At 36.1% G+C, this 22,930-nt stretch carries 23 protein-coding genes and 1 tRNA gene; 14 read left to right on the top strand and 10 right to left on the bottom strand.

From position 1 onward, the window contains the following. Nucleotides 1–3 precede the first annotated feature (3 nt). Both E7Z81_RS08905 and E7Z81_RS08900 read right to left on the bottom strand, forming a co-directional pair. A complete protein-coding gene (locus E7Z81_RS08905; protein ID WP_292746537.1) occupies nt 4–2,199 on the bottom strand; it encodes a CDC48 family AAA ATPase in 2,196 nt (731 codons plus the stop codon). A 315-nt stretch (nt 2,200–2,514) separates the two neighbouring features. Further along, on the bottom strand, nt 2,515–3,825 hold the full coding sequence (locus tag E7Z81_RS08900) for a prephenate dehydrogenase (RefSeq protein ID WP_367263181.1): 1,311 nt from the start codon (nt 3,823–3,825) through the stop codon (nt 2,515–2,517). Between the two features lie 234 nt (nt 3,826–4,059). On the opposite strand from E7Z81_RS08900, the gene E7Z81_RS08895 reads away from it, so the two are divergent. The 3 genes from E7Z81_RS08895 to E7Z81_RS08885 are packed head-to-tail and all read left to right on the top strand — an operon-like array spanning nt 4,060 to nt 7,188. Further along, nucleotides 4,060–5,121 (top strand): mRNA surveillance protein pelota, encoded by a 1,062-nt coding sequence (locus tag E7Z81_RS08895; protein WP_292746532.1) that lies wholly within the window; start codon nt 4,060–4,062, stop codon nt 5,119–5,121. A 56-nt stretch (nt 5,122–5,177) separates the two neighbouring features. Further along, nucleotides 5,178–6,137: a cell wall biosynthesis protein gene (locus E7Z81_RS08890; RefSeq protein ID WP_292746528.1), complete on the top strand. Its 960-nt coding sequence runs from the start codon at nt 5,178–5,180 to the stop codon at nt 6,135–6,137. A gap of 1 nt (nt 6,138) precedes the next feature. Beyond that, nucleotides 6,139–7,188, top strand: coding sequence for a glycosyltransferase family 1 protein (locus E7Z81_RS08885; RefSeq protein WP_292746525.1), 1,050 nt, complete (start codon nt 6,139–6,141; stop codon nt 7,186–7,188). A gap of 8 nt (nt 7,189–7,196) precedes the next feature. Here E7Z81_RS08885 and E7Z81_RS08880 read toward each other — a convergent pair whose 3' ends face one another. Next, nucleotides 7,197–8,498 carry an NAD(P)/FAD-dependent oxidoreductase gene (locus tag E7Z81_RS08880; RefSeq protein WP_292746522.1) on the bottom strand — a complete coding sequence of 434 codons (1,302 nt, stop codon included), beginning with the start codon at nt 8,496–8,498 and terminating at the stop codon, nt 7,197–7,199. A 77-nt stretch (nt 8,499–8,575) separates the two neighbouring features. Between E7Z81_RS08880 and E7Z81_RS08875 the strand changes: the two genes are divergently transcribed. After that, a complete protein-coding gene (locus tag E7Z81_RS08875; RefSeq protein ID WP_292746520.1) occupies nt 8,576–8,854 on the top strand; it encodes a HypC/HybG/HupF family hydrogenase formation chaperone in 279 nt (92 codons plus the stop codon). On the opposite strand, the gene E7Z81_RS08870 is transcribed toward E7Z81_RS08875, so the two are convergent. From E7Z81_RS08870 to E7Z81_RS08840, 7 genes are all read right to left on the bottom strand, one after another. Beyond that, complete coding sequence (locus E7Z81_RS08870) at nt 8,848–9,363, bottom strand: amino acid-binding protein (RefSeq protein WP_292746518.1); 516 nt, start codon at nt 9,361–9,363, stop codon at nt 8,848–8,850. The genes E7Z81_RS08875 and E7Z81_RS08870 overlap by 7 nt on opposite strands. Nucleotides 9,364–9,486: 123 nt before the next feature. Then, nucleotides 9,487–9,561, bottom strand: a tRNA-Ile gene (locus E7Z81_RS08865). 102 nt (nt 9,562–9,663) lie between these two features. Continuing rightward, the gene (locus tag E7Z81_RS08860; RefSeq protein ID WP_292746516.1) at nt 9,664–9,948 is read right to left on the bottom strand and encodes an iron-sulfur cluster assembly protein; all 285 of its coding nucleotides are present in this window, start codon (nt 9,946–9,948) and stop codon (nt 9,664–9,666) included. Nucleotides 9,949–10,024: 76 nt separating this feature from the next. Then, a complete protein-coding gene (locus E7Z81_RS08855) occupies nt 10,025–10,933 on the bottom strand; it encodes a DUF5591 domain-containing protein (RefSeq protein ID WP_292746514.1) in 909 nt (302 codons plus the stop codon). A gap of 1 nt (nt 10,934) precedes the next feature. Further along, nucleotides 10,935–11,426: a TIGR00295 family protein gene (locus tag E7Z81_RS08850; RefSeq protein ID WP_292746512.1), complete on the bottom strand. Its 492-nt coding sequence runs from the start codon at nt 11,424–11,426 to the stop codon at nt 10,935–10,937. Nucleotides 11,427–11,435: 9 nt separating this feature from the next. Further along, nucleotides 11,436–11,954 (bottom strand): transcription factor E, encoded by a 519-nt coding sequence (tfe, locus tag E7Z81_RS08845; RefSeq protein ID WP_292746510.1) that lies wholly within the window; start codon nt 11,952–11,954, stop codon nt 11,436–11,438. 96 nt (nt 11,955–12,050) lie between these two features. Then, a complete protein-coding gene (locus tag E7Z81_RS08840; protein ID WP_292746508.1) occupies nt 12,051–12,905 on the bottom strand; it encodes a coenzyme F420-0:L-glutamate ligase in 855 nt (284 codons plus the stop codon). Between the two features lie 82 nt (nt 12,906–12,987). Between E7Z81_RS08840 and E7Z81_RS08835 the strand changes: the two genes are divergently transcribed. From E7Z81_RS08835 to thiI, 10 genes are all read left to right on the top strand, one after another. Then, on the top strand, nt 12,988–13,563 hold the full coding sequence (locus E7Z81_RS08835) for a pyruvate kinase alpha/beta domain-containing protein (RefSeq protein WP_292746505.1): 576 nt from the start codon (nt 12,988–12,990) through the stop codon (nt 13,561–13,563). A 120-nt stretch (nt 13,564–13,683) separates the two neighbouring features. Then, a complete protein-coding gene (ftsZ, locus tag E7Z81_RS08830; protein ID WP_292746503.1) occupies nt 13,684–14,820 on the top strand; it encodes a cell division protein FtsZ in 1,137 nt (378 codons plus the stop codon). 135 nt (nt 14,821–14,955) lie between these two features. After that, on the top strand, nt 14,956–15,135 hold the full coding sequence (locus tag E7Z81_RS08825) for a protein translocase SEC61 complex subunit gamma (RefSeq protein WP_292746501.1): 180 nt from the start codon (nt 14,956–14,958) through the stop codon (nt 15,133–15,135). A gap of 399 nt (nt 15,136–15,534) precedes the next feature. After that, nucleotides 15,535–16,005 (top strand): transcription elongation factor Spt5, encoded by a 471-nt coding sequence (locus E7Z81_RS08820; RefSeq protein ID WP_292746499.1) that lies wholly within the window; start codon nt 15,535–15,537, stop codon nt 16,003–16,005. Then, nucleotides 16,005–16,487: a 50S ribosomal protein L11 gene (locus E7Z81_RS08815; RefSeq protein ID WP_292746497.1), complete on the top strand. Its 483-nt coding sequence runs from the start codon at nt 16,005–16,007 to the stop codon at nt 16,485–16,487. The genes E7Z81_RS08820 and E7Z81_RS08815 overlap by 1 nt, the downstream gene beginning before the upstream one ends. A 174-nt stretch (nt 16,488–16,661) precedes the next feature. Further along, nucleotides 16,662–17,300 (top strand): 50S ribosomal protein L1, encoded by a 639-nt coding sequence (locus tag E7Z81_RS08810; protein ID WP_292746495.1) that lies wholly within the window; start codon nt 16,662–16,664, stop codon nt 17,298–17,300. After that, nucleotides 17,300–18,310 carry a 50S ribosomal protein L10 gene (locus E7Z81_RS08805; RefSeq protein WP_292746493.1) on the top strand — a complete coding sequence of 337 codons (1,011 nt, stop codon included), beginning with the start codon at nt 17,300–17,302 and terminating at the stop codon, nt 18,308–18,310. The genes E7Z81_RS08810 and E7Z81_RS08805 overlap by 1 nt, the downstream gene beginning before the upstream one ends. Before the next feature lie 56 nt (nt 18,311–18,366). Continuing rightward, the gene (gene rpl12p / locus E7Z81_RS08800) at nt 18,367–18,672 is read left to right on the top strand and encodes a 50S ribosomal protein P1 (RefSeq protein WP_292746491.1); all 306 of its coding nucleotides are present in this window, start codon (nt 18,367–18,369) and stop codon (nt 18,670–18,672) included. A 163-nt stretch (nt 18,673–18,835) separates the two neighbouring features. After that, complete coding sequence (gene alaS / locus E7Z81_RS08795) at nt 18,836–21,526, top strand: alanine--tRNA ligase (protein WP_292746489.1); 2,691 nt, start codon at nt 18,836–18,838, stop codon at nt 21,524–21,526. Between the two features lie 143 nt (nt 21,527–21,669). Further along, complete coding sequence (gene thiI, locus E7Z81_RS08790; RefSeq protein ID WP_292746486.1) at nt 21,670–22,821, top strand: tRNA uracil 4-sulfurtransferase ThiI; 1,152 nt, start codon at nt 21,670–21,672, stop codon at nt 22,819–22,821. Nucleotides 22,822–22,930: the final 109 nt, after the last annotated feature.

Here is a 22,930-nt window from a genome sequence, read left to right as displayed (position 1 = left end):
TCCCTACATATATTGAACTAACTGTTCGTCTTGTTTGTTATTCCCTGGCTTCACTTTTTCTATTGCTTCTTTAAAGTATTTGTATGGAATTTCACTAGCTTCGAGGTTATCCCTTAGTGTTAACATTGCTGCTTCTCTACATACGGATTCAATGTCTGCTCCAACGTATCCTTCTGTATTTTTAGCTAATTTTTTGAGGTCTACATCGTCTTTTAAAGGCATGTCTTTTGTATGTACTTTAAAGATTGCAAGTCTTGCTTCTTCATCAGGTTCTTTAACTTGAATGTGTCTGTCAAACCTTCCAGGTCTCATTAATCCTGCATCAAGGATGTCAGGTCTGTTGGTTGCTGCAATGATTGCAACGTCTTCAAGTTCTTCCAGGCCGTCCATTTCAGTTAGCAACTGATTAACTACTCTTTTTGTAACTCCGCTGTCAGTGTCATTTCCGCTACGTGCACTGGCTATTGCATCTATTTCATCGAAAAAGATCACTGTTGGGGAAGCTTGTTTTGCTTTTCTAAAGACTTCTCTAACTCCTTTTTCGGATTCTCCTACCCATTTGGATAGAAGTTCAGGGCCTTTGACTGAAATGAAGTTGGCTTCACTTTCGCTTGCCACTGCTTTTGCAAGCAATGTTTTACCTGTTCCAGGAATTCCGTAAAGCAATGTTCCTTTAGGTGGTCTGATTCCTAAGCGTTGGAATGTTTCAGGATGTTTTAAAGGCCATTCTATAGCTTCTTTAAGTTCCTGTTTAACATCTTCGAGACCTCCTATGTCATCCCATTTGATGTCTGGGATTTGGACAAGCACTTCTCTGAGTGCGGAAGGTTGGATTTCCTTTTGAGCATTTTTAAAGTCATCGCCGGTTACAACAATTTTTTCCATTACTTCTTTTGGAATTTCTTCGTCATTCTGAATTTCAGGAAGTATTCTTCTTACTACTCTCATTGCTGCCTCTTTACATAATGATTCGAGATCAGCTCCTACAAATCCGTGAGTGGTATTTGCGATTTTGTCCAAATCAACGTCGTCTGCAAGAGGCATATTTCTTGTGTGGATTTCAAGAACTTCTTTTCTTTCTTCGGTGTCAGGTACTCCGATTTCTATTTCACGGTCGAATCTTCCAGGTCTTCTGAGTGCAGGGTCAAGTGAATCCGGTCTGTTGGTTGCACCGATTACAACCACTTGTCCTCTGGATTTAAGACCGTCCATCAATGTAAGAAGCTGTGCAACGGTTCTTCTTTCAACTTCTCCATTGGTTTCTTCTCTTTTTGGTGCAATTGCATCAAGTTCATCGATAAATATGATTGAAGGTGAGTTTTCTTCAGCCTCTTCGAAGTATTCCCTTAGGTTCTCTTCGGATCCGCCCACATATTTGCTCATGATTTCAGGCCCATTGATTGCGATGAAATGGGCATCACTTTCACTAGCTACTGCTTTAGCTAGTAATGTTTTACCGGTACCTGGTGGTCCGTGCATTAACACTCCTTTTGGTGGTGCGATTCCTAATTTCTCGAAGAGTTCAGGCCTTTTTAAAGGAATTTCAATCATTTCCCTTACTTTTTTGACTTCTTCTTTTAGTCCTCCTATGTCTTCGTAGCTGACATCAACGAGGTTTCCGACACCTTCGATTTTGCTTACGTCCACTGGACTTTCGTGTAACTGCACTTCAGTGTTCGGGCCGACAATAACGATGTCTTTCGGATTTGTGGACACTACTGCAAATTTGATTTCTTTCATGGCAGGGGTATAGTCCATCAGTTCATCAAAAAGACTGTTAAAGCCCATCCTTGGTCTTGGGGCTCTTATTTGTGATCCTATGATATCTCCCTGAACCATTACTTTTCCTGCAAACAGGCCACGAACGTCACCCTGTACACGAATGTTGTTTTCAATTGGTGCTAAAACAACTTTTTTAGCTTCAGTTGCTTTGGTTTTTTTAATTGTGACTTCTCCTCCGATGGTTGCTCCTGAGTTTTTACGGACTAATCCGTCAATTCTGATAACTCCCAGGCCAATGTCGGTTTGAGAAGGAAGAGCGATAGCTGCAGTTTTTCTTTCACCAACAATTTCTATTAAATCTCTTTCGTGGATGTCTAAATCATCCATGATGTTTGGATCAAGTCTTGCTACTCCCTGACCCACGTCCTTTTGTGAAATTGCTTCTGCAACTTTTAGTGTGATTTCATTTTCTGCCATATTAATCATCTCCTTGATTGGCTGTAATGTAAATAACTGTAATGTGTCAAAATCTTTTTGTTACTTTTTGTAACTTTATTGACAAAGATATCTGTGTATGTCTTACTATATAAAGGTTTCGGTTTTGGTGTTTTTTAAATTCCCATTAAAAACAGTTTAAATGTTGTAAAAAAGAATGTTATTTCAGGTATTACAAAGATGATAAGTTTATTTATTTAGATATTAAAAAAAATAAAAAAATAAGTTGTTATAGACTGATTGAAAATTTAGTTACTTTTAGACAGTTTAATATTTGTTCGCATTTACTAAAACAAATTATCTTATGGTTCCGCCAAAACCTGTGAATAATTTTATCACATTTTCAATGTCACTTTTTGACAATGCCTCAACCTCAAAAGTCAGGCTTATAGAATTTTCATCAATCTGCGGGCCGTTATACGCATCAATCAGTCTGATATCAATGATATTGTCCATATTCAGCACGGTATCCTCAATAACATTAACATTCACATTTTTAGAAAATACACAGCTGATTGACTGTTTTTCATGTTTTAAATTATGGATTTTCCACTCCTGCAGTTCAGCATCACTTAAAACATCAATATTTGCAATACGCAGGTTTTTGGTTTTGTTTCCAGATTTTAAAACTGCAGTTTTGCCGTCAACACTTTCCAGAACTCCAACATGGATTTTTCCGGAGTAAATGTGTTTTAATCCAACTTCTTTTCCGACAGATTTATGCAACAGGCCGTACTCATGACTTAAAGCAGAAATTGCCTTGTCACTTCTACCCAATGCATTTTTAATGTCACCCATATTCTTTGTAGCTTTAATGGCGATTTTAACAAATTCATCTTCATCAGCATTATTGATGACGTCCCTAAGTTCCAGAACTGCATCTGCAAATGTATTTCTTATATTTGGGCCATTGCTGTTCATGGACTGTATATTGTATGTCAGATACGGATTCTGCGCAACAATACGGGCAATCACATCAATCATCAGATTATAAATCGGACTTTCATAATCCTCGGTTTCATTAATGTCCACTTTCAGCTTTTCAAAAGCATATGCTGTGGAAATAAATGAGAAGTGAGTCAGAACCTGGACAATACTCATCATGAAATCATGCTTTTCAGGAGTGGTTTCAATAATCCTCATGTTCTGGTTTGCCAGATAATTATAAACTCGCTCATACCATTTGCCTTTCTTATCTGCAGTAAGTACAATGACCTGATTGTCAAGTTCTGTGGTTCTTGGACCAAAAACAGGATGTGTTGGAATGTATTCAACTGTTTCGGGTAAAACTTCCTTCATAGTATTGGAAGGTTCCTCTTTAATGGAGGTAACGTCAATCATCACAGACCCGTCCTTCATAAAAGGAGCAACTTCACGAATCACATCGCTTGTATGTTGGATAGGTACGGAAATGATTAGAATATCGCTGATATTGGCCAATCCTGCATTGGATTCAATATAGTTGATATTCAATTCTTCAGCCACTGCTCTGCCTTTTTTGTGGTCTCTTGCACTGATGTAAACTGTAAACTCGTCTCTAAAATAGTATACAAGTGTCTTACCTAAACCGTCACTACCACCAATAATTCCAACATTCATGTACTTAATGTTTATCTCTTTAAATATATAACCTTCATTAAAATGCACTGTTGAGTGGATGTTTGTTGAATTATAAGCTGTAATTTACATTAACATTAAGCATTTTTGAAATTCAGTCTGAATTTGAATGGGGATATATACCCTTATGAAGATTAGGATGCAATGTGGAATTTTCAACCGTTAATGTGAAATGCTCCTTGGGCAAATTTCATTAATAAGTTAAAATATAATATTTTTGAAAGCATGAAAATTATAAATCAAGATACAAAGGAAGGAATAATCGAGGTTGTGCCTGAAACACTGGACGATTTATGGCATCTCTCCCATATCGTTGAAGTCGGAGACAATGCATCCTCAAAGACAACCCGTCGTATTCAGGACAATACCGGAGATAAACTCAGAAGTGACAGGGGAGTTAAAAAAACATTTTATCTGGGTCTGGAAATTGAAAACATTTCCTTTCATTTGTTCACAGGAAAATTAAGACTGACAGGAGTAATCACAAGAGGGCCGGAAGATCTGATTCCTTTAGGTTCACACCACACCTTGGAGGTTAAGCTCAACACTCCATTGAAGATTGTAAAGGAAAGATGGTCTAAATGGGCTATTAAAAGACTTAACCAGGCTATTGACGCTTCTAAAAAATTATCCGCAATAATAGTTGTTCTTGAAGATGACACTGCAACTTTAGGGTTGATGAGACAGTTCGGAATCGAATATTATGGTCCGATTAAGGGAAACGTTTCAGGAAAAAGAATTGTGGATAAAAACCGCCAGAAAAATATCATTAAATTTTATGAGAAAGTAGTTGAGTCAATAGTGAAATTTGATTCGATACAAAACATTGTTCTTGCAGGTCCAGGTTTTGTCAAAAGCGATTTTTATGATTATCTAAAGGAAAAGCATAAGGATTTGGCCAAGATGTCCGTCATTGAACCGACAGGTTCAGGAGGCCGTGTCGGAATCAGTGAAGTTCTCAAAAAAGGCACAGTCGAGAAGCTGACTGCCGAAAACAGGGTAGCTATCGAAATGGGTGCCATCAACAGGCTTCTCGAACAAATAGGCAAAAATTCATCCAAAATTGCATACGGTTTAAAGGAAGTCAAAAACGCAATCAACCTTGGTGCCGTTGGTGAACTTTTAATCCTCGATACAAAGGTCGCAAGTGAAAATATGGGTGATTTGATGGATATGGTTGAAAATATGAAAGGTACAGTCATGGTTATCAGCAGTGAACATGAAGGCGGTAAACAGCTCGAAAGTTTAGGTGGTATGGCGGCCATTTTAAGATACGAAATAACTTAATTTTATATAATATTAACTAGTAAATTTATTTATAGTAATTTTGAATTGTGATTTATATGATGTATACATCGATATTTTTAGCATTGATTTTTGTTTTTCTCTTTTCCCTCATTGGAACAGGTATCGTCGATATCATTTTCAGATTCCTTGGTAAAAGGGGATATATGGGCAATTTATTTCCCAATGTACGTGGCGGAATTCCAAGAGCAGTAGGAATAATTCCATTCATTATTTTGTCACTCTACTTTTTACCGGGATACAATAGCCTAATTTTAATTATCGGTGTATTTGCATTGATTGATGATATTCTCGGAAGAAAAAAATCTCCGTTCGGAATTGAATGGGGTCAGCTTTCACGCGGAATCGGAATGATTCTTGTGATGATTGCAGGTTTCATTTTAGGTTTGGGAGTATCTTCAATATTTATCGCGCTTCTCGTTCAACCGTTGAACATTTCAGACATGCAGCCTGGTTCCACATGTATTGTGACAATGATAATGTCTGTTTTAACAATGATTCTTATGGTAATTTTCGGATCTCCGGATGTTGCTGAACTTCCTGCATTCTACACTCCTGTCCTGCTTCTTGTGGTATGTCTGGGGTACTGTCCATTGGACTTTGCTGGAAAAATCATGCTTGGTGAAGTCGGAAACCATGTATTTGCAATAGCACTCGGAGTTTCATTTTATCTGGTCGGAGGACTATGGAGTTTAATAGTACTGTTCATAGTAACCACTGCACTGATTGCATTCGTTAGAAGAAACAACCTGAAAGTCTTCTTCAGACAAAATCTAAGGCTGTTGGACCCTACTTTCGGAGATTATTTCATGGATGTACTGACCGGCGGGGGATTAGGAGACATGTTCAGAAAATGGATTTTCAAAGACAAGCAATATGAAGTAACCAATCCTTTACTGATCAGTTTAGGTTTCAGAAGATTGCTGTACAATCCTCATGCGCACCATCCTCAAAGATATGTTCCATCAGAATCAAAACTAAGGTTAGGCAGGCCATAACATGAAAGCTTTAGTAGTAGTTACCGGAAGAGGTTTGGGCGGTGATGCAGCTATTGCATTGAATGTCATAAAACTGTTTGAAAAAAGAGGCGTGACATGTGAAATAGCTCTTGACGAATCCGCACCGGGGATTCTGTTTAAGAAAAACGGTTATTCATGGCATAAAATATCAATTCCTCAGGCAGGAGGTCATGCGGCCACCAAATTATCAGCTGCAAAAGGTGCATTGAAACTGGTTGCAGCAACATTCAAAGCAAGAAATCTGATTAAAAAAGAGAATTATGATTTTGTTGTTGGTGTTTTAGGCGGAGGAGCTATTGTAGGTTCAATAGGTGCTAAACTTGCAAGAAAACCTGCATTTTCATTAATCTCAACACCGCTTGATTCAAAGGTATGTCCTAAATTCAATCAGTGTTATCTGTTTCCTGAAATAGACAAGTTCAGATGGGAAACATTACCTAAAAACATTGATAAGACATTTTATCCTTTAGCGGAAAATATTGGTAAGGGAGATGCCCAGATAGCACTTCAAAAACTTAAGGAATATCCTAATTTTGATGAAAATAAAAAAACAATCATGTTTTCATCAGGTTCATCAATCTTTAAAGGAATGATAGATGCCATTAACATTGTTTCCAAATGCAGTGATGAATATAATCTTGTTTTGCTTGGTTTGCCGTTGCATGATGAGTATCTGGATTCAATAGATAATGAAAAAATCATCTATGCAGGATACATTGACTGGATCAGCCACCTGTTCAAATATGCTGATTTGGCAGTTCTCACAGATGATGGCGTATCACTTGAAGAGGCAGTCGCTTCCGAAATCCCTATAATCACATTAACTAAAGTAAAATGGGGAAGATATCAGAATATGGCCGGTGTATATAAAGGAGCTATAATAGAATCTGAAATAAGAGATGTCTGCAAAAGTATTGATGAAGCTTTCGCAAATTACGATTCCATGAAGAAAAATAACCGTATTTATGCTGAAAAATGCCTGAATGCTGGTGATGAATTAATAGATAAAATTTTAAAAAAGTTAGAATAAGGGTTATATTATAACCACAAATTCTTTATTATTTTATAATTTGAATCAGTAGATGGGTGTATTTCTAAAAAGTCACCATAATCATCCAAATCATAGTCCATTCTCATTAAATATGACAGATATGCCACGTCACTTGTGGATGATGGGGATATGGAATTGATTCTATTTATTTTATTGTTTTTCTTATCGAATTCCACTTCGGTGTAACCGGTATCTCCAGTTAAAATGTTCCAGAATGCGTGAGGTCCTGCAATTCCAGGAATTCCTATGGTTTGCTTGTCATCTTCACTGCATTGTGATTTTTCATTTTCAACAAAACTGACTTCCATGTTCAAACTCAATGTTTGAGGAATGCAATTGTAGCTTACTTTATTCGGATATCCTGCCATATTCCTTGCAGCTGTGATACCTTCCATTCTTGCTACTGGTGTCAGCTGGTATCCTCCGGTAACATCTCCTGCAGCATATATATTCTCAACATTTGTTTTCATCATTTCATTGACTTTGATGGTTTTGTCACTGTTAAGCTCAACGATGCCTTCTGCAATTTCACTGTTAGGGGTCCTTCCGGTAGCAAAAAATGCCTGTCCTTCCAGTTCCTCGCCGTTATCAGTTAAAACCTTGTCCTTAAACACTTCACTGACATTGGTGTTTTCCAAAACATTAACATCAGGGATTATGTTTTCCAAAACATATTTTTTGGTGGTTTCACTGATTTCCTTTAAAAATGAGCTTCTTGCAATAACATTGACTTCACTGCCTAATGTTGAGTAGATATTGGCTATTTCACAGGCTATTATTCCTCCGCCGATGATGTTCAGTTTTTCAGGAATGTCATCCAGTTTTAAAATGTCTTTGTTGGTAAGACCATATTCACTGCCCTTGATGTCCGGAATGAATGGTCTTGCACCGGTAGCTATCATCAGGTTATCGTATTCAAAGCTCTCTCCATTTACACTAACATTTCCCTCATCAATGATGGCTTCACCGTAGATTACAGTGTTTCCAACACTTTCATTTTCCAGCTGGTTTAAATGCCTTAGTTTTTCTTGGGTTTCTACTATTTTTGCAACGATTTTTTCATATGAAATGTCGAGTTGGCTTTTGATGAATCCGTGATTGTTGAGTCTGTTGGTCAGATCAATATATTTTGTAATGTCTGTTAATGCACATACAACCATACATCCTTCATTCAAACAAGTACCTGCTATATGGTTTTTTTCAATTAAAGTAACGTCTTCACCTAATTTTCCAAGTTCGAGAGACCCTAATCTTCCTGCAGGGCCGGAACCAATAACAATATTCTTCATTAAAACACCTATTTAGATAATTTTATATAATATCATTTAGTAAATAATGTATATATTAAAATTTTGGAGATGGAATTATGTGTATTGCGGCACCCGCTCATGTTATTGAAATAGATAGGGAAGAAAATTTGTTGGTTGCTGACTTTGGTGGAGCAAGACAACAAGCAAAATTAGACCTTTTACCTGAAGTAGAAGTTGGGGATTATGTTTTAATCCATGCAGGTTTTGCAATAGAAAAATTAACTGAAGAAGCTGCTAAAGAATCTTTAGAAGCTTGGGAAGAACTTTTAGAAGTTCTTGAAGAAGAAGATAAAGAAATGGAACAAGCAAGAATCGACTCCGGTCTGTATCAGTAGATTGATACTCTTGTTACTCCTTTTATTTTTAAAAATTCATTTATTAAATCCCCTTTTACAGGTTCTTCAGTAATTATTGTTAATATTGGTGTTCTTTGAAGCTCTGTATCTTCTGCATATGCTTGTCTGATGCCAATACCTTTTTTTGTTATTAGATTTGTTGTAGCTGCAAGTATCCCTTCGCTTTCGGGACCTACTTCAATTTCGATTACGCCTAGCTCCAGATTTTTTGCAATGTTTTTTAGTAATGTTCCTGCGGGAATTATGTTTGAAAACAAGTTGTTTAATTCTTCGTCTTCTTTGATGATTTCAATAGTTGATTTAATGGCTCTTCTGTCTACGTCTGCTGCTGTTGCTAGTGCTTTATCGCTTATTTTAAGATTTCCACAGTATATTTTCCCGTCCTCGTTAATGGACAGTCCAAGTTCGATCATTTTTTCTGCAACTCTTATACGTGCAGGATACTTTTTAAATTTTTCATTTATTTTTTCCCACATTTTAATCATCATTCCAACTTTTTGTACAATTATGTTATAATATGTTCGAAATGGTATATAATTATTGTGAAAAAATCGGGTAAAATTTAGATAAAATTGTTATGTAAATGAAAATATCTTAAAAATAGTTAGAAGTAGGCTAGATGGGATTCGAACCCATGACCTCCCGGTTATCAGCCGAGCGCGCTAACCAAGCTGTGCCACTAGCCTATATAATTAGTGTGACAGTTAACTGTCAACACTTATACATATATTTATTACTATATATAACTCTTTCGGTTATATCGTAGTTTTTAGTTAAAATTTAAAAATTTATCTGTTAATCATTTCGTTAATTGACTCTGCCATAGCATGTCCTTCAACGATAATTTTTGCTTTTTCAATACCTTCGACGTTTTCAGCTCTTACTTTTGCATCAGCTGCAATACGGGTGATACTCATACATCCAGGATTGGTTGGTTTAAGGATAATTTCAGCTTGATCTCCGTCTACGGTAATATTTTGTACAATACCCATTTCTACAATGCTTATGCCCATGTGAGGGTCATTAATTACAGAAACTGCGTCTTTAATATCATTTACTAAATCTTCTGACATAAGTAGTCTCCTATTTTTTGTATTTATTAGTATAAATATTTCTAGTATTTATATATGTTGTTATATTAACAAAATGTTATTTAAATCTATGTTTGATTTTCACACCAATACCATTGTCACATTCTTCCATTTCACAGCCGGTCATAATGGCTTTGCCCACTCCGATGACATTATCGTCTTTAACCACGACAACTTCGTCATTCGGGATGATGCTGTGGTCTGCCTTTTCAATTCCCGGTGCAAATACGGTATTGGTTTCAAGATTAAAATCAATGTTGACTATATTTATTCCCATATCTTTCAATATTTCTCCACCTGGAAGGTTTAGCCTGTACAGTCCATGATCCTTGTTGAGCAATGCAAGCTGTTTGCCGTCGGACAGGATTCTTTTATGGTACATTCCTTTGGTTTTAACATTGTCCGGAATGAATTTATCACCGTTTTCACCGAACTGGTATTTTGCAATTGATCTTAATTCATGCAGGGTCTTGTCCCTTCTGTTAATCTTTTGATGTTTTTTAAGTTCCATTCTTAAGTTGTAAAGAGATTCAGGGGATGTCGGTCTTTCATCAACACAGACATTAACAAAATCATCACAGTAGGCTTCAAGGGACTGCAAGTACCCTCCGGCAAGATTAGCCACGATTTTCTTGCCCTTGGTGTATTTTTCTATCAGTTTTCCGCTCTCTTCAATTTCATCCTCTGACCATTTGCCTGTGGTGCTCACGTCATAGGACTGTATCGGAAATGTATTTTCAAGTTCCCTTGGGCAAATTCCAAAAGGGGAAGTAACAATAAGTTCTTGAAATGACCTTGTTAATTTTCTGAATTTCTGGTGTGATTTGGAATTAGAATAAGGTTTCTTCATACTGCACGGCAATAAAACGACGGTCTCTCCAAGAGGTTCCATCATTTCCATTCTTTGCCTCCATCTAACTGCTTCAGGACGGTACAAAGATTCTTCACTTGAGCATATTACTTTCATTTTATTCCTCAAAAGGTTTAATTAATTCTTCATCTAGTTTAAGCAGTCTTTCAATATTGTCGTCGGGATCTTCAATTCTGCGTTTCCATTTTGCAATGACAAAATCAACGTCAACCTCTTCGCTTCCGCTAATCAGATTGTCTGCATGAGCCACAATCTTTTCTTCCAAGGTTTGGGGAACGTATGATTTAGCGGGCAAACCAAGTTTTACAGCTTCACTTTCGGTTATGCCGGCACCGATATGTCTTTCAATAATATTGAGCACATCCTGACTGTAACCGTAAGAGCGGGCGATTTCAGCACCTACTATTGCATGGGTTATGCCATGGGTTTTTGACCGCCCAATGTCATGCAAAAGTGCGCCTTTGCGGATTAAATCCAAATCTGCTTGATTAAAATTAGAAGCTATTTTCATAGCTTTATTATAAACTGCTTTTGAATGTTCAATAACATTTTCAGGAGTTTTCTCTTTTTTGAGTAATTCTATCTCCATTTTATCGGTTTAAATATTTTTTTTATTGAATGAATTAAAGTTACTTTCAACCATTTTCAAGTCTTCCTTGAGCTGTTTGATGTTTTCAGCATTGTCTTGGAATTCTAATTCGTTCATACAAACAGGGCACAGGAATTCATAATCTGAAGCATCATCAAAATCAAATCTCACATGGCCGTCAGGACAAATGAAAAACATGTTGTTTTCTTCATGTTCAAGCTCATCAGTGAGCATTTTTAAATATTGCTCTGAATCTTTTTTAATATGGTTGATTACTTCGTCTTTTTCAAATTTCCAAGAATATGTAAACCATTGGGTTTCGGGGTCTTTGCTTCTTTTATAACTGGCTAATCCTAAATCGTAAAGTTTATAAAGCACTTTTCTAACAATATTTAATTTGATTTCAGTTTTTTTTGCTATTTCTTCATCGGTTTCCACACCATCGATTAATGCTTCAACAATAGGTAAGTTACTTTCATCTTCAACAACGTTTGTTAATAATGTCTTTACTAATGGATCATCTATCATTTAATTTCCCCTAAACGCTTTAATGTTATTATATTCTATTATGAAACAAAAAATAAAATATATTATATTAATGTTAAGATTTATTTTTTTTAATATTTATTGTTTTCTAATGATGACGGCAGGGGTGTGGGTTATTGAATCAAGTGCCTCTATGGTAACCTCATCGATTTCACTGCCCAGCACCTCTTTGACGCTGTGAATTGTTTTCATTTCCGTGGACAGTGACCTTTGATAATCTTCTGCAATGTTGGCTATCTTCAGGGCAGTTTCAACATCCATCTTCTCACTGCATCCCAAAGGTGTTGATCCCATATTTTCAGAAAGCTGGCCCCTGACATATCCGAAAAATCCGTTGTCGGCATCAATCCCGTCAATGGCTATCGGAAGTCCTGTAAAATATTTTCCGTTTTTCATGTATGTCGCATCGGTGTCGATAATCATGACACAAACATTTTTTCCTATTTCATTTTTAATTTCTTTTGCAACCTTTTCGGGATTTTCAGGAAGCAATGAGACGAAAGTTCCAGGCGCATTGCTCAAATCGATTCCCGCTTCTGAAGCCGGTTTCAGGGCATGTTTTAAACCATACAATTGAAGCACGACCTCCTTGTGGGATTTTGTTTCTTCAGGCAATCTTCTAAGATTCTTTATTGTCCTTTCTTTAATTCCCAAAATTGGGCCGAAAACATATCCCCAGAGGTATTTGCTCCAGACTGTTGTCAGGAATTTTGCTGTAAGTGACGGTTTGTATTGGGATTCATCCACCAGTCTGTTTTGGGAAACTGAAATCGGTGTTTCTGCAATAACTAGATAATCGCCATCCTCCATCAATTCAATGGCAGGATTTATTATTGAACTTAAATCTTCATTGGGCTTTATATAACCTGTTTCTATTGGAATAACTATGTATTCTCCATTTGTTACATGTTTTATATTTTTCAAATCTTTCATAAAAATCTTTAATAAAAATTAATTACATACTAATATAACATAATAGGGATTATAATAATTATCTATTTTAGGTCGTGTGATTATGGCAAGAAAATTCATAACATATTTTGATAAACAAGGTGATGATTATACTGATGAATTGATTATGGCTGTTAAAGACAAATTGGAACTTGCAGACAATATAAAATATATTTTAATTGCATCTTCCACAGGCGAATCCGCATTGAAGTTAAGCCAGGCTATTGACGATGACAGTATTACAATAGTCAATGTTTCACACAATGTGGGATTCAGCGGCGACAACGAGTCAGACATTTCAGAGGAAATGATTAAGGAATTGGAAAATGAAGGAATCAAAACCTTCCAGGGATTGCATGCTTTCAGCGGTGCTGCCAGGGGTGTTACTAATAAGTATGGAGGATATTCACCTTTGGATGTTGTAGCCGACACTTTAAGAATGTTTTCCCATGGTGTTAAAGTTGCAGCTGAAATCTCTTTAATGGCTTGTGATGCAGGTTTAATTCCTGTCGGTGAAGAAATAATTGCTATCGGAGGAAGGGCACATGGTGTTGACACTGCAGTTATTTTAACTCCGGTCAATTCCAAGAATTTATTCAACCTTCAGTTCCATGAAATTATTGCAATGCCAAGGGATTAAATATTTTTTTGATTTTTGTAAAAATTTCATAATACTTTAAATAGTAGGTGCATTTAAATATTAGTTACGATAGAAATATTTAACAATTAATTTTATTAGCAGAGTAAGTGGGGTTAACTTGTGAAAATTATAGATGATGCAATCAAAGAATCCGAACAAAGAATGGAAGAGAAACAGCCAGAAAAAATCTCTTCTGATATAGATGAAGATTTAATTAGTATTATTCAAGGCGTAAAAACTAATATTTTTGTTGTTGGTGCTGGTGGAGCAGGAAACAATACTATTTCAAGATTAAACGAAATGGGTATTGAAGGCGCTACAACTATCGCAGTCAATACTGATGCTCAAGATTTATTTTACAGTCAATCAAGCAAAAAGATCCTTTTAGGAAGACAAACTTCCAAAGGATTAGGAGCAGGTGGAGAACCATCTGTTGGTGAAGAATGCGCTGAAGAAAGTGAAGATGAAATTAGGGATGAATTAGAAGGCGCAGACATGGTATTTGTTACCTGTGGTCTTGGTGGTGGAACTGGTACTGGTTCAGCTCCAATCATTGCTAAAATAGCTAAAAAATTAGGAGCATTAACAGTCGCTGTTTCAACCATGCCGTTTTCTGCAGAAGGAATTAAAAGAAGAGAAAATGCAGAACAAGGTTTAGAAAAACTTCAAGAATCCGCAGATACAGTCATTGTTATTCCTAATGATAAATTATTAGAAGTTGCTCCTAACTTGCCATTGAACAAAGCATTCATGGTTTCTGATGAAATCCTTGGAAGAGCAGTTAAAGGAATTACTGAATTGATTACCAAGAAAGGTCTTGTAAGTTTAGACTTTGCTGATATCAGAAGCATTATGAGCGGTTCTGGAATGGCTATGATTGGTATGGGAGAATCTGATTCTGGAGACAGAGCTTTAGAATCTGTACATGAAGCTTTAAGCAGCCCATTATTAGACATTGATATTTCAAATGCAACTGGTGCTTTAGTAAACATATCTGGTAGTTCAGACTTAACATTACATGAAGCAGAAAAAATTGTCCAAGTTGTTGCTGATAAACTTGATCCTGAAGCTAATATTATTTGGGGTACTCAAATTGATGAAAGTCTCCAAAATATGGTCAGGACTACTGTGGTTGTTTCTGGTATTAAATCCAATTATAATCCAAGTGAAGATTCTGATGATGATTATGTTGAAGATGTTCCGGAAACAGAACCTGCAAATGACCAATTGGATGATTTCATTGATGGAATTTTCTAATTCCATTTACTTATTTTTTTTAAAAAATACAAACATTTATTAATGTATAAAATATAAATTATTATATTACTATTATTTTATTATAATTCATTAAATTATGATTATTTCATAGTTTTTTTATTAAAGGGTATTTAAATGAACGTGCAAGAAAGTTTTGATAAATTTATAAAAGACAGTAAAAGAGTATTAAAAGTTTCAAGAAAACCTGATGCTAAAGAATACAGAGAACTGGCCAAAGTTGTTTCCATCGGTGTTTTAATCGTTGGTGTTATTGGTTTTGTTATCGTTTTAGCAGGTAGCTTAATTGGTATCTAAAACCAATTTTCATTTTTTTGATCCCTTTTTTTTATAATAAAATTTTTTGTAATTTTATATTTTATTTCAAAATTCTATTTTTTTGAAAACTTTTATATACTATTAAAGCAATAGATATTCATATTATAGAATTCTAATTTTCGGGAATTTATATATTCTTGAATAATTATGGCTTTTATAATAACTTTTAACTTAATGTATGAATTTATCTTTTTGGATTAACGAAAATAAGACTTTAAAAAGTTTATAAGTAAATTAATCAAATAGATGATTGTTTTAAACCCAATTGAAGGTGGGGGATAGCTTAGTAAATTTTCACAATATATTGTGAATTACCTAAGAACCACATTGCGTGGGACTTCATTAACTTAGTCAAATATTAAAATAGGTGAATTTTTCATGGAAGAATCTAATAGTTCCATATATGCTCTTAAGACCTCTGCAGGTCAAGAAAGGAATGTAGCTAGACTTTTAGCTCGTAAAGCTAGAACCATTGATGGTATAGGTATTTCCTCAATTCTTGTCCCAGAATCTTTAAAAGGATATATTTTAGTTGAATCTTCAACAAAAATAGATCTCAGAAACCCTGACTTAAAAGTACAACATTTAAGAGGGGTAGTTGAAGGTAGTGTTGGCATTACTTTCGATGAAGCAAAAAGATTCTTAAAACCAGAGCCAATTATTTCCTCTATACAAAAAGGAAGTATTGTTGAGCTTATTTCTGGTCCGTTCAAAGGTGAAAGGGCGAAAGTGGTTCGTATTGATGAATCACGTGAAGAAGTCGTCCTTGAGTTAATAGAGGCAGCAGTACCTATTCCAGTTACTGTTAAAGCTGATCAAATAAGAATAATTCAAAAGGAGGCTGACTGATGGCTAAAGATACAGTCGAAGTTCTTATCGAAGGTGGAAGCGCTACTCCTGGACCTCCATTAGGCCCAGCTTTAGGACCTCTCGGTATTAACATGATGCAAGTAGTAGAAGAAATTAATAAAAAAAGCGCTGACTTTGCAGGAATGAAAGTACCTGTTATCGTTAGTGTTGATAGGGATACTAAAGAATTCGAAATTGAAATTGGTACTCCTCCAACTACTTCACTTATCATGGAAGAATTAGGCATCGAAAAAGCTTCTCATGAACCAGGTTTAGACATTGTAAATGACTTACCAATTGAAACCGCTTTAAAAATCGCTAGAATGAAATTTGATTCATTACTTGCTAACGATTACAAAGCAGGTGTAAAAGAAGTTATGGGAACCTGTGTAAGTATGGGTATTTCTGTAGATGGTAAAGACCCTAGAGAAGCACAAAAAGCAGTAGATGCTGGTGAATACGACGATATCTTAGTAGAATAGATATTGTCTACAAAATTTAAATTTAAGTTAACAGTAACAGTGTATATGACGTTATAATTTTATTATAATTGATATACTGTTTTTAATTCATGCAATCGTTTAAGAATTTTTTTCTTGTAATGATTCTCATGAAACCAAAAAAATCCAATGAACTTATGTTCATGGGGGATGAATATGACACAAGATGTAATTAACGCGGTGAAGGAGGCAAAAGAACAATCTAAGCCGAGAAACTTCACTGAGTCCGTAGATATTATTATTAATATCCGTGACTTAGATGTCAGAAAGCCAGAAAATAGGTTTAATGAGGAAGTTACTCTTCCTAACGGCCGTGGCAAAGATGTTAAAATCGGAGTCATTGCTGATGGGGAACTCATTGTTCAAGCTAAAGATGCTGGTCTTGACACTGTAATTAATAAAGGAGATTTAGAAGAGTTTGGAAAAGACAGAAAAGCAGCTAAAAAAATGGCTAACTCTGTTGACTTCTTAGTAGCTCAAGCTGATATGATGCCACTCGTTGGTAGATTCCTAGGTCCAGTTTTAGGTCCTCGTGGAAAAATGCCAAAACCAGTGCCTGCAAGTATCAAATTAGCTCCTCTTTTAGAAAGGTTACAGAACACTGTCAAAGTTGGTGTAAAACAACAAGCAAGTATTCAGGTTGTTGTCGGAAGCCAAGACATGTCAGACGAAGATATAGCTGAAAATGTAGAAACTGTTCTTACAGTCTTAGACCGCAATTTAGAAAAAGGAAGAAGTCAAATCAAGTCCATGTTTATTAAAACAACTATGGGACCAGTAGTGAGGGTGATCTAATGGCTCATGTTGCTGAATGGAAAAAGGAAGAAGTTAAAGAGCTTAAAGCAATAATTGACGAATACGATGTTATTGGTCTTGTTGATTTAGAAAACATTCCTGCAAAACAGCTCCAAGAAATGAGAAAAACATTAAAAGGTAATGCTGTAATCAGAATGTCTAAAATAAATCTTATTAAATTAGCTCTTGAAGATTGTAATGCTGAAAAAACCAACATTGTTGATTTATCAGAACATATGGATGGTCAAATTGCACTCGTTGCAACTGAAATGAATCCTTTCAAATTGTACAAAATATTAGAAGACAGTAAAACTTCTGCTCCTGCAAAACCAGGATCAATTGCTGTAGACGATATTGTTGTACCTGAAGGGGACACAGGATTTGAACCAGGTCCATTTTTAGGTGAATTACAACAAGTTGGAATTCCTGCTAAAATTGATAAAGGTAAAATTTGCGTACAAAAAGAAACAGTTGTCGTAAAAGCTGGCGAAGAAGTATCCAAACAAGTAGCAGCAACCTTATCCAGATTGGAAATTAATCCAATGGAAGTAGGAATGGACTTAAAAGCAGTATATGAAGAAGGATCAATTTATACTTCCGATGTACTAGCAATCGACGAAGAACAAACATTAGCTGACGTACAAAATGCATTTAGAAGTGCATTCAACTTATCTGTAAACGCAGCTATCCCTACTGATGAAACTATTTCCACAATCATTACTCTTGCATACACCAGAGCAATTAATGTCGGTGTAGAAGCAGCAATAATGACTTCTGAAACTTCAGAACCAATCATTGGTTTAGCACAAGCTAAAATGTTAGCTTTAGCATCCGAAGTTGCTGACGCACCTGGTGCTATCGATGACGAATTAGCTGAAAAACTTTCTAGTGTTGCTGTAGCAGCTGCTCCAGTAGTCGAAGAAGTTGTCGAAGAAGAAGAGGAAGAAGAGGAAGAAGAAGAAAATAGTGAAGAAGAAGCAGCAGCTGGGTTAGGAGCTCTCTTCGGTTAAAATTAAAATTTTTATTATTATAAAAACTAACACTTTAAAAAATTAATGGTGATAACATGGAATATATATATGCGGCAATGATTTTGCACAGTGCAGAAAAAGATATTAACGAAGAAAATGTTAAAAGTATTATCGAAGCAGCAGGAATTGAAGCTGATGAAGCTAGAATCAAAGCTTTAATCGCAGCTTTAGAAGATGTTGACATCGACGAAGCTATGGAAACTACTGCTATGGCAGCAGCAGCACCTGCAGCTGCACCTGCAGCAGCTGAAGCTGTTGAAGAAGAAGAGGAAGAAGAAGAGGAAGAAGAAGAAGCTTCTGAAGAAGAAGCTATGGCTGGATTAGGAGCTCTCTTCGGATAGATTTTTTAAATCTATCACCTTTCTTTTTTTATCTTTTTTTACTGACTTATTTTACTAATTTTAAATCTATTTTTCATTACAACCTTTTTTATCAAATTTTTCGCTAATTATTTATTAAATTAAAAATATATTATATACTAATAAATTATTAGAACTGATTTATATGGTAGAAATTTTTGATGAACTTGGTTACAAAAAACAAACATGTAAAACTTGCGGACAGGAGTTTTACTCTCAAGTAGATAGAGATACTTGTGGTGATGCTCCGTGTGATGAGTATGAGTTTATTGCAAATCCTGCAACCGATAAACCATACAATTTATATGAAATCCAGAAAGTTTTTAGAGAATTTTTAGAAAGTGAAGGACACACTCATGTCCACAGATATCCCGTACTGGCTAAAAGATGGAGGGATGATGTATTTTTAGTTGGAGCATCTATATTCTGTTTCCAGCCTTGGATTACATCAGGTCTTGTCAAACCTCCGGCTAACCCTATTGAAATGGCTCAGCCTTCAATCAGACTCAACGATGTTGACAATGTTGGAAGAACCGGCCGTCATATGACCTGTTTTACAATGGGGACCCATACTGTAATTAACAAGGAAGATGACTTCATTTACTGGGAAGACCGTACAATAGAATTATGTCATAAATTCTTTGATCATATCGGAATTAACACTGAAGAAATTACTTTCATCAAATCCTGGTGGAGTGGTGGAGGTAACGAAGGGCCATGTTACGAAGTCTGCTGCAGAGGAGTGGAACTTGCAACACTGGTTTTCATCCAATACGAAACATTGGAAGACGGTTCTAAAAAAGAAATTCCAATCAAGGTTGTGGATACAGGTTACGGTTTAGAACGTATTGCATGGATTTCACAGGGAACTCCAACTGCATACGATGCATGTTTCGCACCTGTTGTTGACAAACTCAAAGAATTGACTGGTGTTGAAATAAATGAGGATATCCAAGGAAGAAACGCTCAGATTGCAGGAATGATGGATATCGAAGATATCGGTGATTTAAAGGAACTCAGACAACAAGTTGCAGACAGTTTAGATTTATCATTAGAAGAATACTTAAAAGCTGCCGAACCGATGGAAGCTATCTACATCATTGCAGACCACACAAGATGTCTCGCATTCATGATTGCTGACGGCATCATTCCATCCAATGTTAAAGAAGGTTACTTGGCAAGACTGGTTTTAAGAAGAACCATAAGATTCATGAAAGAGTTGGACATGAAAGAGTCCCTAGCTGATGTAATGGCAATTCAACTTGATTTCCTATCCAAGTTTTATCCTGAAATCAGAGATTCCGAAGAGCATATCATGAACATCATCACCTTGGAAGAGGAAAGATATGCTGCAACAGTTAAAAAAGGAAAAAGCATTGTTAAAAGATCAATCAAAAGGCTTAAAAAAGAAGGAAAATCTGAAATGCCTCTTGAAATGTTAATTGACTTATATGATGCTCATGGAATTCCTCCTGAAACCGTTGTTGAAATGGCAGGTGACGGTTTTACTGTAAATGTTCCGGATAACTTCTTTACTCAAGTAGCAGGAGCTCACGAAAAGGATACATCAAACAAAAAATCCACATTCAAAGTAGACTTCCCTGAAACAGACTTATTGTTCTATAAAGATTTCTACCAAAAAGAATTTGAAGCCGAAGTTTTAGGATTAGTTGAAAAGGATGGGGACAAATGTTTAATCTTCGATAAAACAGTATTTTATCCTGAAGGAGGAGGTCAACCTTCCGATATTGGTATCATTTCCATTGACGGAAATGACATTAACATGAAACATGCAGAAAAAATCGACAATGTCGTATTGCATCATGTAGATGGCGACCTCGAAGATGATGTGGTTGGCAAAAAAGTCGAAGGTAAACTTGACTGGACAAGAAGAATCACCCTTGCACGCCACCACACAGGAACTCACCTGGTGATTGCAGCTGCAAGAAAAGTATTGGGCCAGCACATCTGGCAAGCGGGATCACAAAACGGCCTGACCCGTGCACGTATAGATCTGTCACACTACAAACGTATTACACAGGAAGAGCTCAATGAAATCGAAAAACTGGCTAACGAATACGTTATGGCTAACATTGACCTGGACATTCAATTCCACACAAGGGACGAGGCACAGGAATTATATGGATTTGTCCTTTACCAGGGAGGTATCGTTCCGGGTAAAATGATTCGTGTAGTTAAAATCCCGGGAGTTGACGTACAGGCATGCGCAGGTACACACGTACTGAGAACAGGTGTTGTCGGACCGATTAAAATCAACAAGACCGAAAGGGTTCAGGACGGTGTTGAAAGGATTGACTTTTCAGCAGGTCTTGCAGCAATCGATTCAATGCAGCATGACGGTGAAATATTACGTGAAAGCTCATCAATATTCAAGGTCGAAAACGACCAGCTTCCAAAAACCTGTGACAGATTCTTCTCAGAATGGAAAGCACAGAAAAATGAAATTGACCGCTTGAAATCCGAAATTGCATCACTGAAAATGAACTCCCTTGCAGATGAGTATGATGAAATCAATGGCCTTAAAGTCGTTCATCAGTTAATCGAAGCTGACTTCAAGGAGCTTCAGAAAATGGCTACTGACTTTACCGACAACGGCAAGGCTGATGTTGTCATTATGGGTAACAGTGACGGTAAAATCGTAGGAGCAGCTTCCCAAAGTGCAATTGACAGTGGTGTTAAGATTAATGAAATCATTAAAACTGCAGCAGGTGTGCTTGGCGGTGGCGGCGGAGGCCGTCTGACTTTAGCACAAGGTGCAGGTAAAAACACTGACAAGATGGATGAAGCTATCCAAACTGCTGTTGATTTAATTTAAGGATATTTTATATCCTCCTTTTCTTTTTTTACAAAAACTTTTATAATCATTAACCTTAAAAATATACTTGCTGTTATATTTTAAAAAACTAGTATAGAAGGGATTGCTATTTTTTTCAGCGTGCACTAAAAAGAGATGTTATTATGAATTATGATTTAATTATTGCCAGATATGGTGAAATAGGACTCAAAAGTCCAAAGATAAGGTCACGTTTTGAAAGAAAGCTAGTTAAAAATATTAAAGCTACTTTTGAATGCGATGTAGAAAGAAACCAGGGAAGAATTTATATTCATCCTGAAGACTTTGAAGATGGAATTGAAAAACTCAACAGGGTTTTTGGTGTTGTTTCATATTCTCCTGCAACTTCCACACAAACAACCTATGAGCAAATTGATGAAACATTATCTGCTTATGTTAAAGAGTTGGTTTCAGAAGGATTAATCGATGAAAACACCAAATTTGCAATTAAATGCCGTCGTGTTGGAAAACATGATTTTACTTCACAGGAAATGGCGGCCCACTGTGGTGGTGTTGTAAGAAACGTTGTATTGGCACCAGTTGATTTGACAAATCCGGATTTAACAATTTTTGTTGAAGTAAGAGAAAATGATACTTATATTTTCCATGAAAAAATCAGGGGTCCTGGTGGATTGCCGTTAGGAACACAGGGAAAAGTTATTGTGCTATTGTCAAGCGGTATAGACTCTCCTGTTGCAGCATACCTGATGATGAAAAGAGGATGTGAAGTGGTGGCTCTTCACTGTAACAATGATCCTTTTTCAGGTCCGAAAGTTACAGAAAACTTCAATGCATTGGTTGACCAGCTCAACATATATGCTCAGGGAGTTCCAATTAAAAAACGTATTGTGGATTATGGAGAATATCTTCAGACTGCTAAAGATTACGCTCCTGAGAAAATGACCTGTGTTTTATGCAAATCTGGAATGTATCACATAGCAGAAAAGTTAGCCCTCAAATTGGGTGCTGATGCTATAGTTGACGGAAGCAGTGTCGGGCAGGTGGCTTCACAGACTCTGTCAAACATTCTTGCAACAAGATATGGTGTTGAAATGCCTATATTGTCTCCGTTAATAGGATTGGATAAGGAAGAGATTACAGAAATTGCTAAAAAAATAGGTACATTTGAAATATCCAAAATTGATGACGGAGGATGCAGTGCGGTTCCTAAATATCCTGAAACCCGCGCAGATTTGGAACGTGTTAAAAAAGCATGTGAAGACATGAATCAAAAAGAAGCTATTGAAAAGGCTTTTGAAAATATTCGTAAAGTTTAAATGGGATTTTTCCCATTCCTATTATTTTTTTAAAGGGAAAAATTGAATATTGAATTTTCAATTTAAAACTCTTATTTTTTAATTTCAAGCAATAATGGGATTTTATTTT

It is taken from the genome of Methanobrevibacter sp. (assembly GCF_015062935.1).
In the GTDB taxonomy this organism is placed as follows: domain Archaea; phylum Methanobacteriota; class Methanobacteria; order Methanobacteriales; family Methanobacteriaceae; genus Methanocatella.
The sequence above is the reverse complement of the archived record's forward strand: the minus strand, read 5'-3'. Positions and strand labels throughout refer to the sequence as shown.

Excerpts from the sequence above, each read along its gene's own strand:
- E7Z81_RS08905 (WP_292746537.1), bottom strand. The coding sequence starts at position 2,199 with ATGGCAGAAAATGAAATCACACTAAAAGTTGCAGAAGCAATTTCACAA.
- E7Z81_RS08895 (WP_292746532.1), top strand. The coding sequence starts at position 4,060 with ATGAAAATTATAAATCAAGATACAAAGGAAGGAATAATCGAGGTTGTG.
- E7Z81_RS08890 (WP_292746528.1), top strand. The coding sequence starts at position 5,178 with ATGATGTATACATCGATATTTTTAGCATTGATTTTTGTTTTTCTCTTT.
- E7Z81_RS08885 (WP_292746525.1), top strand. The coding sequence starts at position 6,139 with ATGAAAGCTTTAGTAGTAGTTACCGGAAGAGGTTTGGGCGGTGATGCA.
- E7Z81_RS08880 (WP_292746522.1), bottom strand. The coding sequence starts at position 8,498 with ATGAAGAATATTGTTATTGGTTCCGGCCCTGCAGGAAGATTAGGGTCT.
- E7Z81_RS08875 (WP_292746520.1), top strand. The coding sequence starts at position 8,576 with ATGTGTATTGCGGCACCCGCTCATGTTATTGAAATAGATAGGGAAGAA.
- E7Z81_RS08870 (WP_292746518.1), bottom strand. The coding sequence starts at position 9,363 with ATGATGATTAAAATGTGGGAAAAAATAAATGAAAAATTTAAAAAGTAT.
- E7Z81_RS08860 (WP_292746516.1), bottom strand. The coding sequence starts at position 9,948 with ATGTCAGAAGATTTAGTAAATGATATTAAAGACGCAGTTTCTGTAATT.
- E7Z81_RS08855 (WP_292746514.1), bottom strand. The coding sequence starts at position 10,933 with ATGAAAGTAATATGCTCAAGTGAAGAATCTTTGTACCGTCCTGAAGCA.
- E7Z81_RS08850 (WP_292746512.1), bottom strand. The coding sequence starts at position 11,426 with ATGGAGATAGAATTACTCAAAAAAGAGAAAACTCCTGAAAATGTTATT.
- tfe (WP_292746510.1), bottom strand. The coding sequence starts at position 11,954 with ATGATAGATGATCCATTAGTAAAGACATTATTAACAAACGTTGTTGAA.
- E7Z81_RS08840 (WP_292746508.1), bottom strand. The coding sequence starts at position 12,905 with ATGAAAGATTTGAAAAATATAAAACATGTAACAAATGGAGAATACATA.
- E7Z81_RS08835 (WP_292746505.1), top strand. The coding sequence starts at position 12,988 with ATGGCAAGAAAATTCATAACATATTTTGATAAACAAGGTGATGATTAT.
- E7Z81_RS08825 (WP_292746501.1), top strand. The coding sequence starts at position 14,956 with ATGAACGTGCAAGAAAGTTTTGATAAATTTATAAAAGACAGTAAAAGA.
- E7Z81_RS08820 (WP_292746499.1), top strand. The coding sequence starts at position 15,535 with ATGGAAGAATCTAATAGTTCCATATATGCTCTTAAGACCTCTGCAGGT.
- E7Z81_RS08815 (WP_292746497.1), top strand. The coding sequence starts at position 16,005 with ATGGCTAAAGATACAGTCGAAGTTCTTATCGAAGGTGGAAGCGCTACT.
- E7Z81_RS08810 (WP_292746495.1), top strand. The coding sequence starts at position 16,662 with ATGACACAAGATGTAATTAACGCGGTGAAGGAGGCAAAAGAACAATCT.
- E7Z81_RS08805 (WP_292746493.1), top strand. The coding sequence starts at position 17,300 with ATGGCTCATGTTGCTGAATGGAAAAAGGAAGAAGTTAAAGAGCTTAAA.
- rpl12p (WP_292746491.1), top strand. The coding sequence starts at position 18,367 with ATGGAATATATATATGCGGCAATGATTTTGCACAGTGCAGAAAAAGAT.
- alaS (WP_292746489.1), top strand. The coding sequence starts at position 18,836 with ATGGTAGAAATTTTTGATGAACTTGGTTACAAAAAACAAACATGTAAA.
- thiI (WP_292746486.1), top strand. The coding sequence starts at position 21,670 with ATGAATTATGATTTAATTATTGCCAGATATGGTGAAATAGGACTCAAA.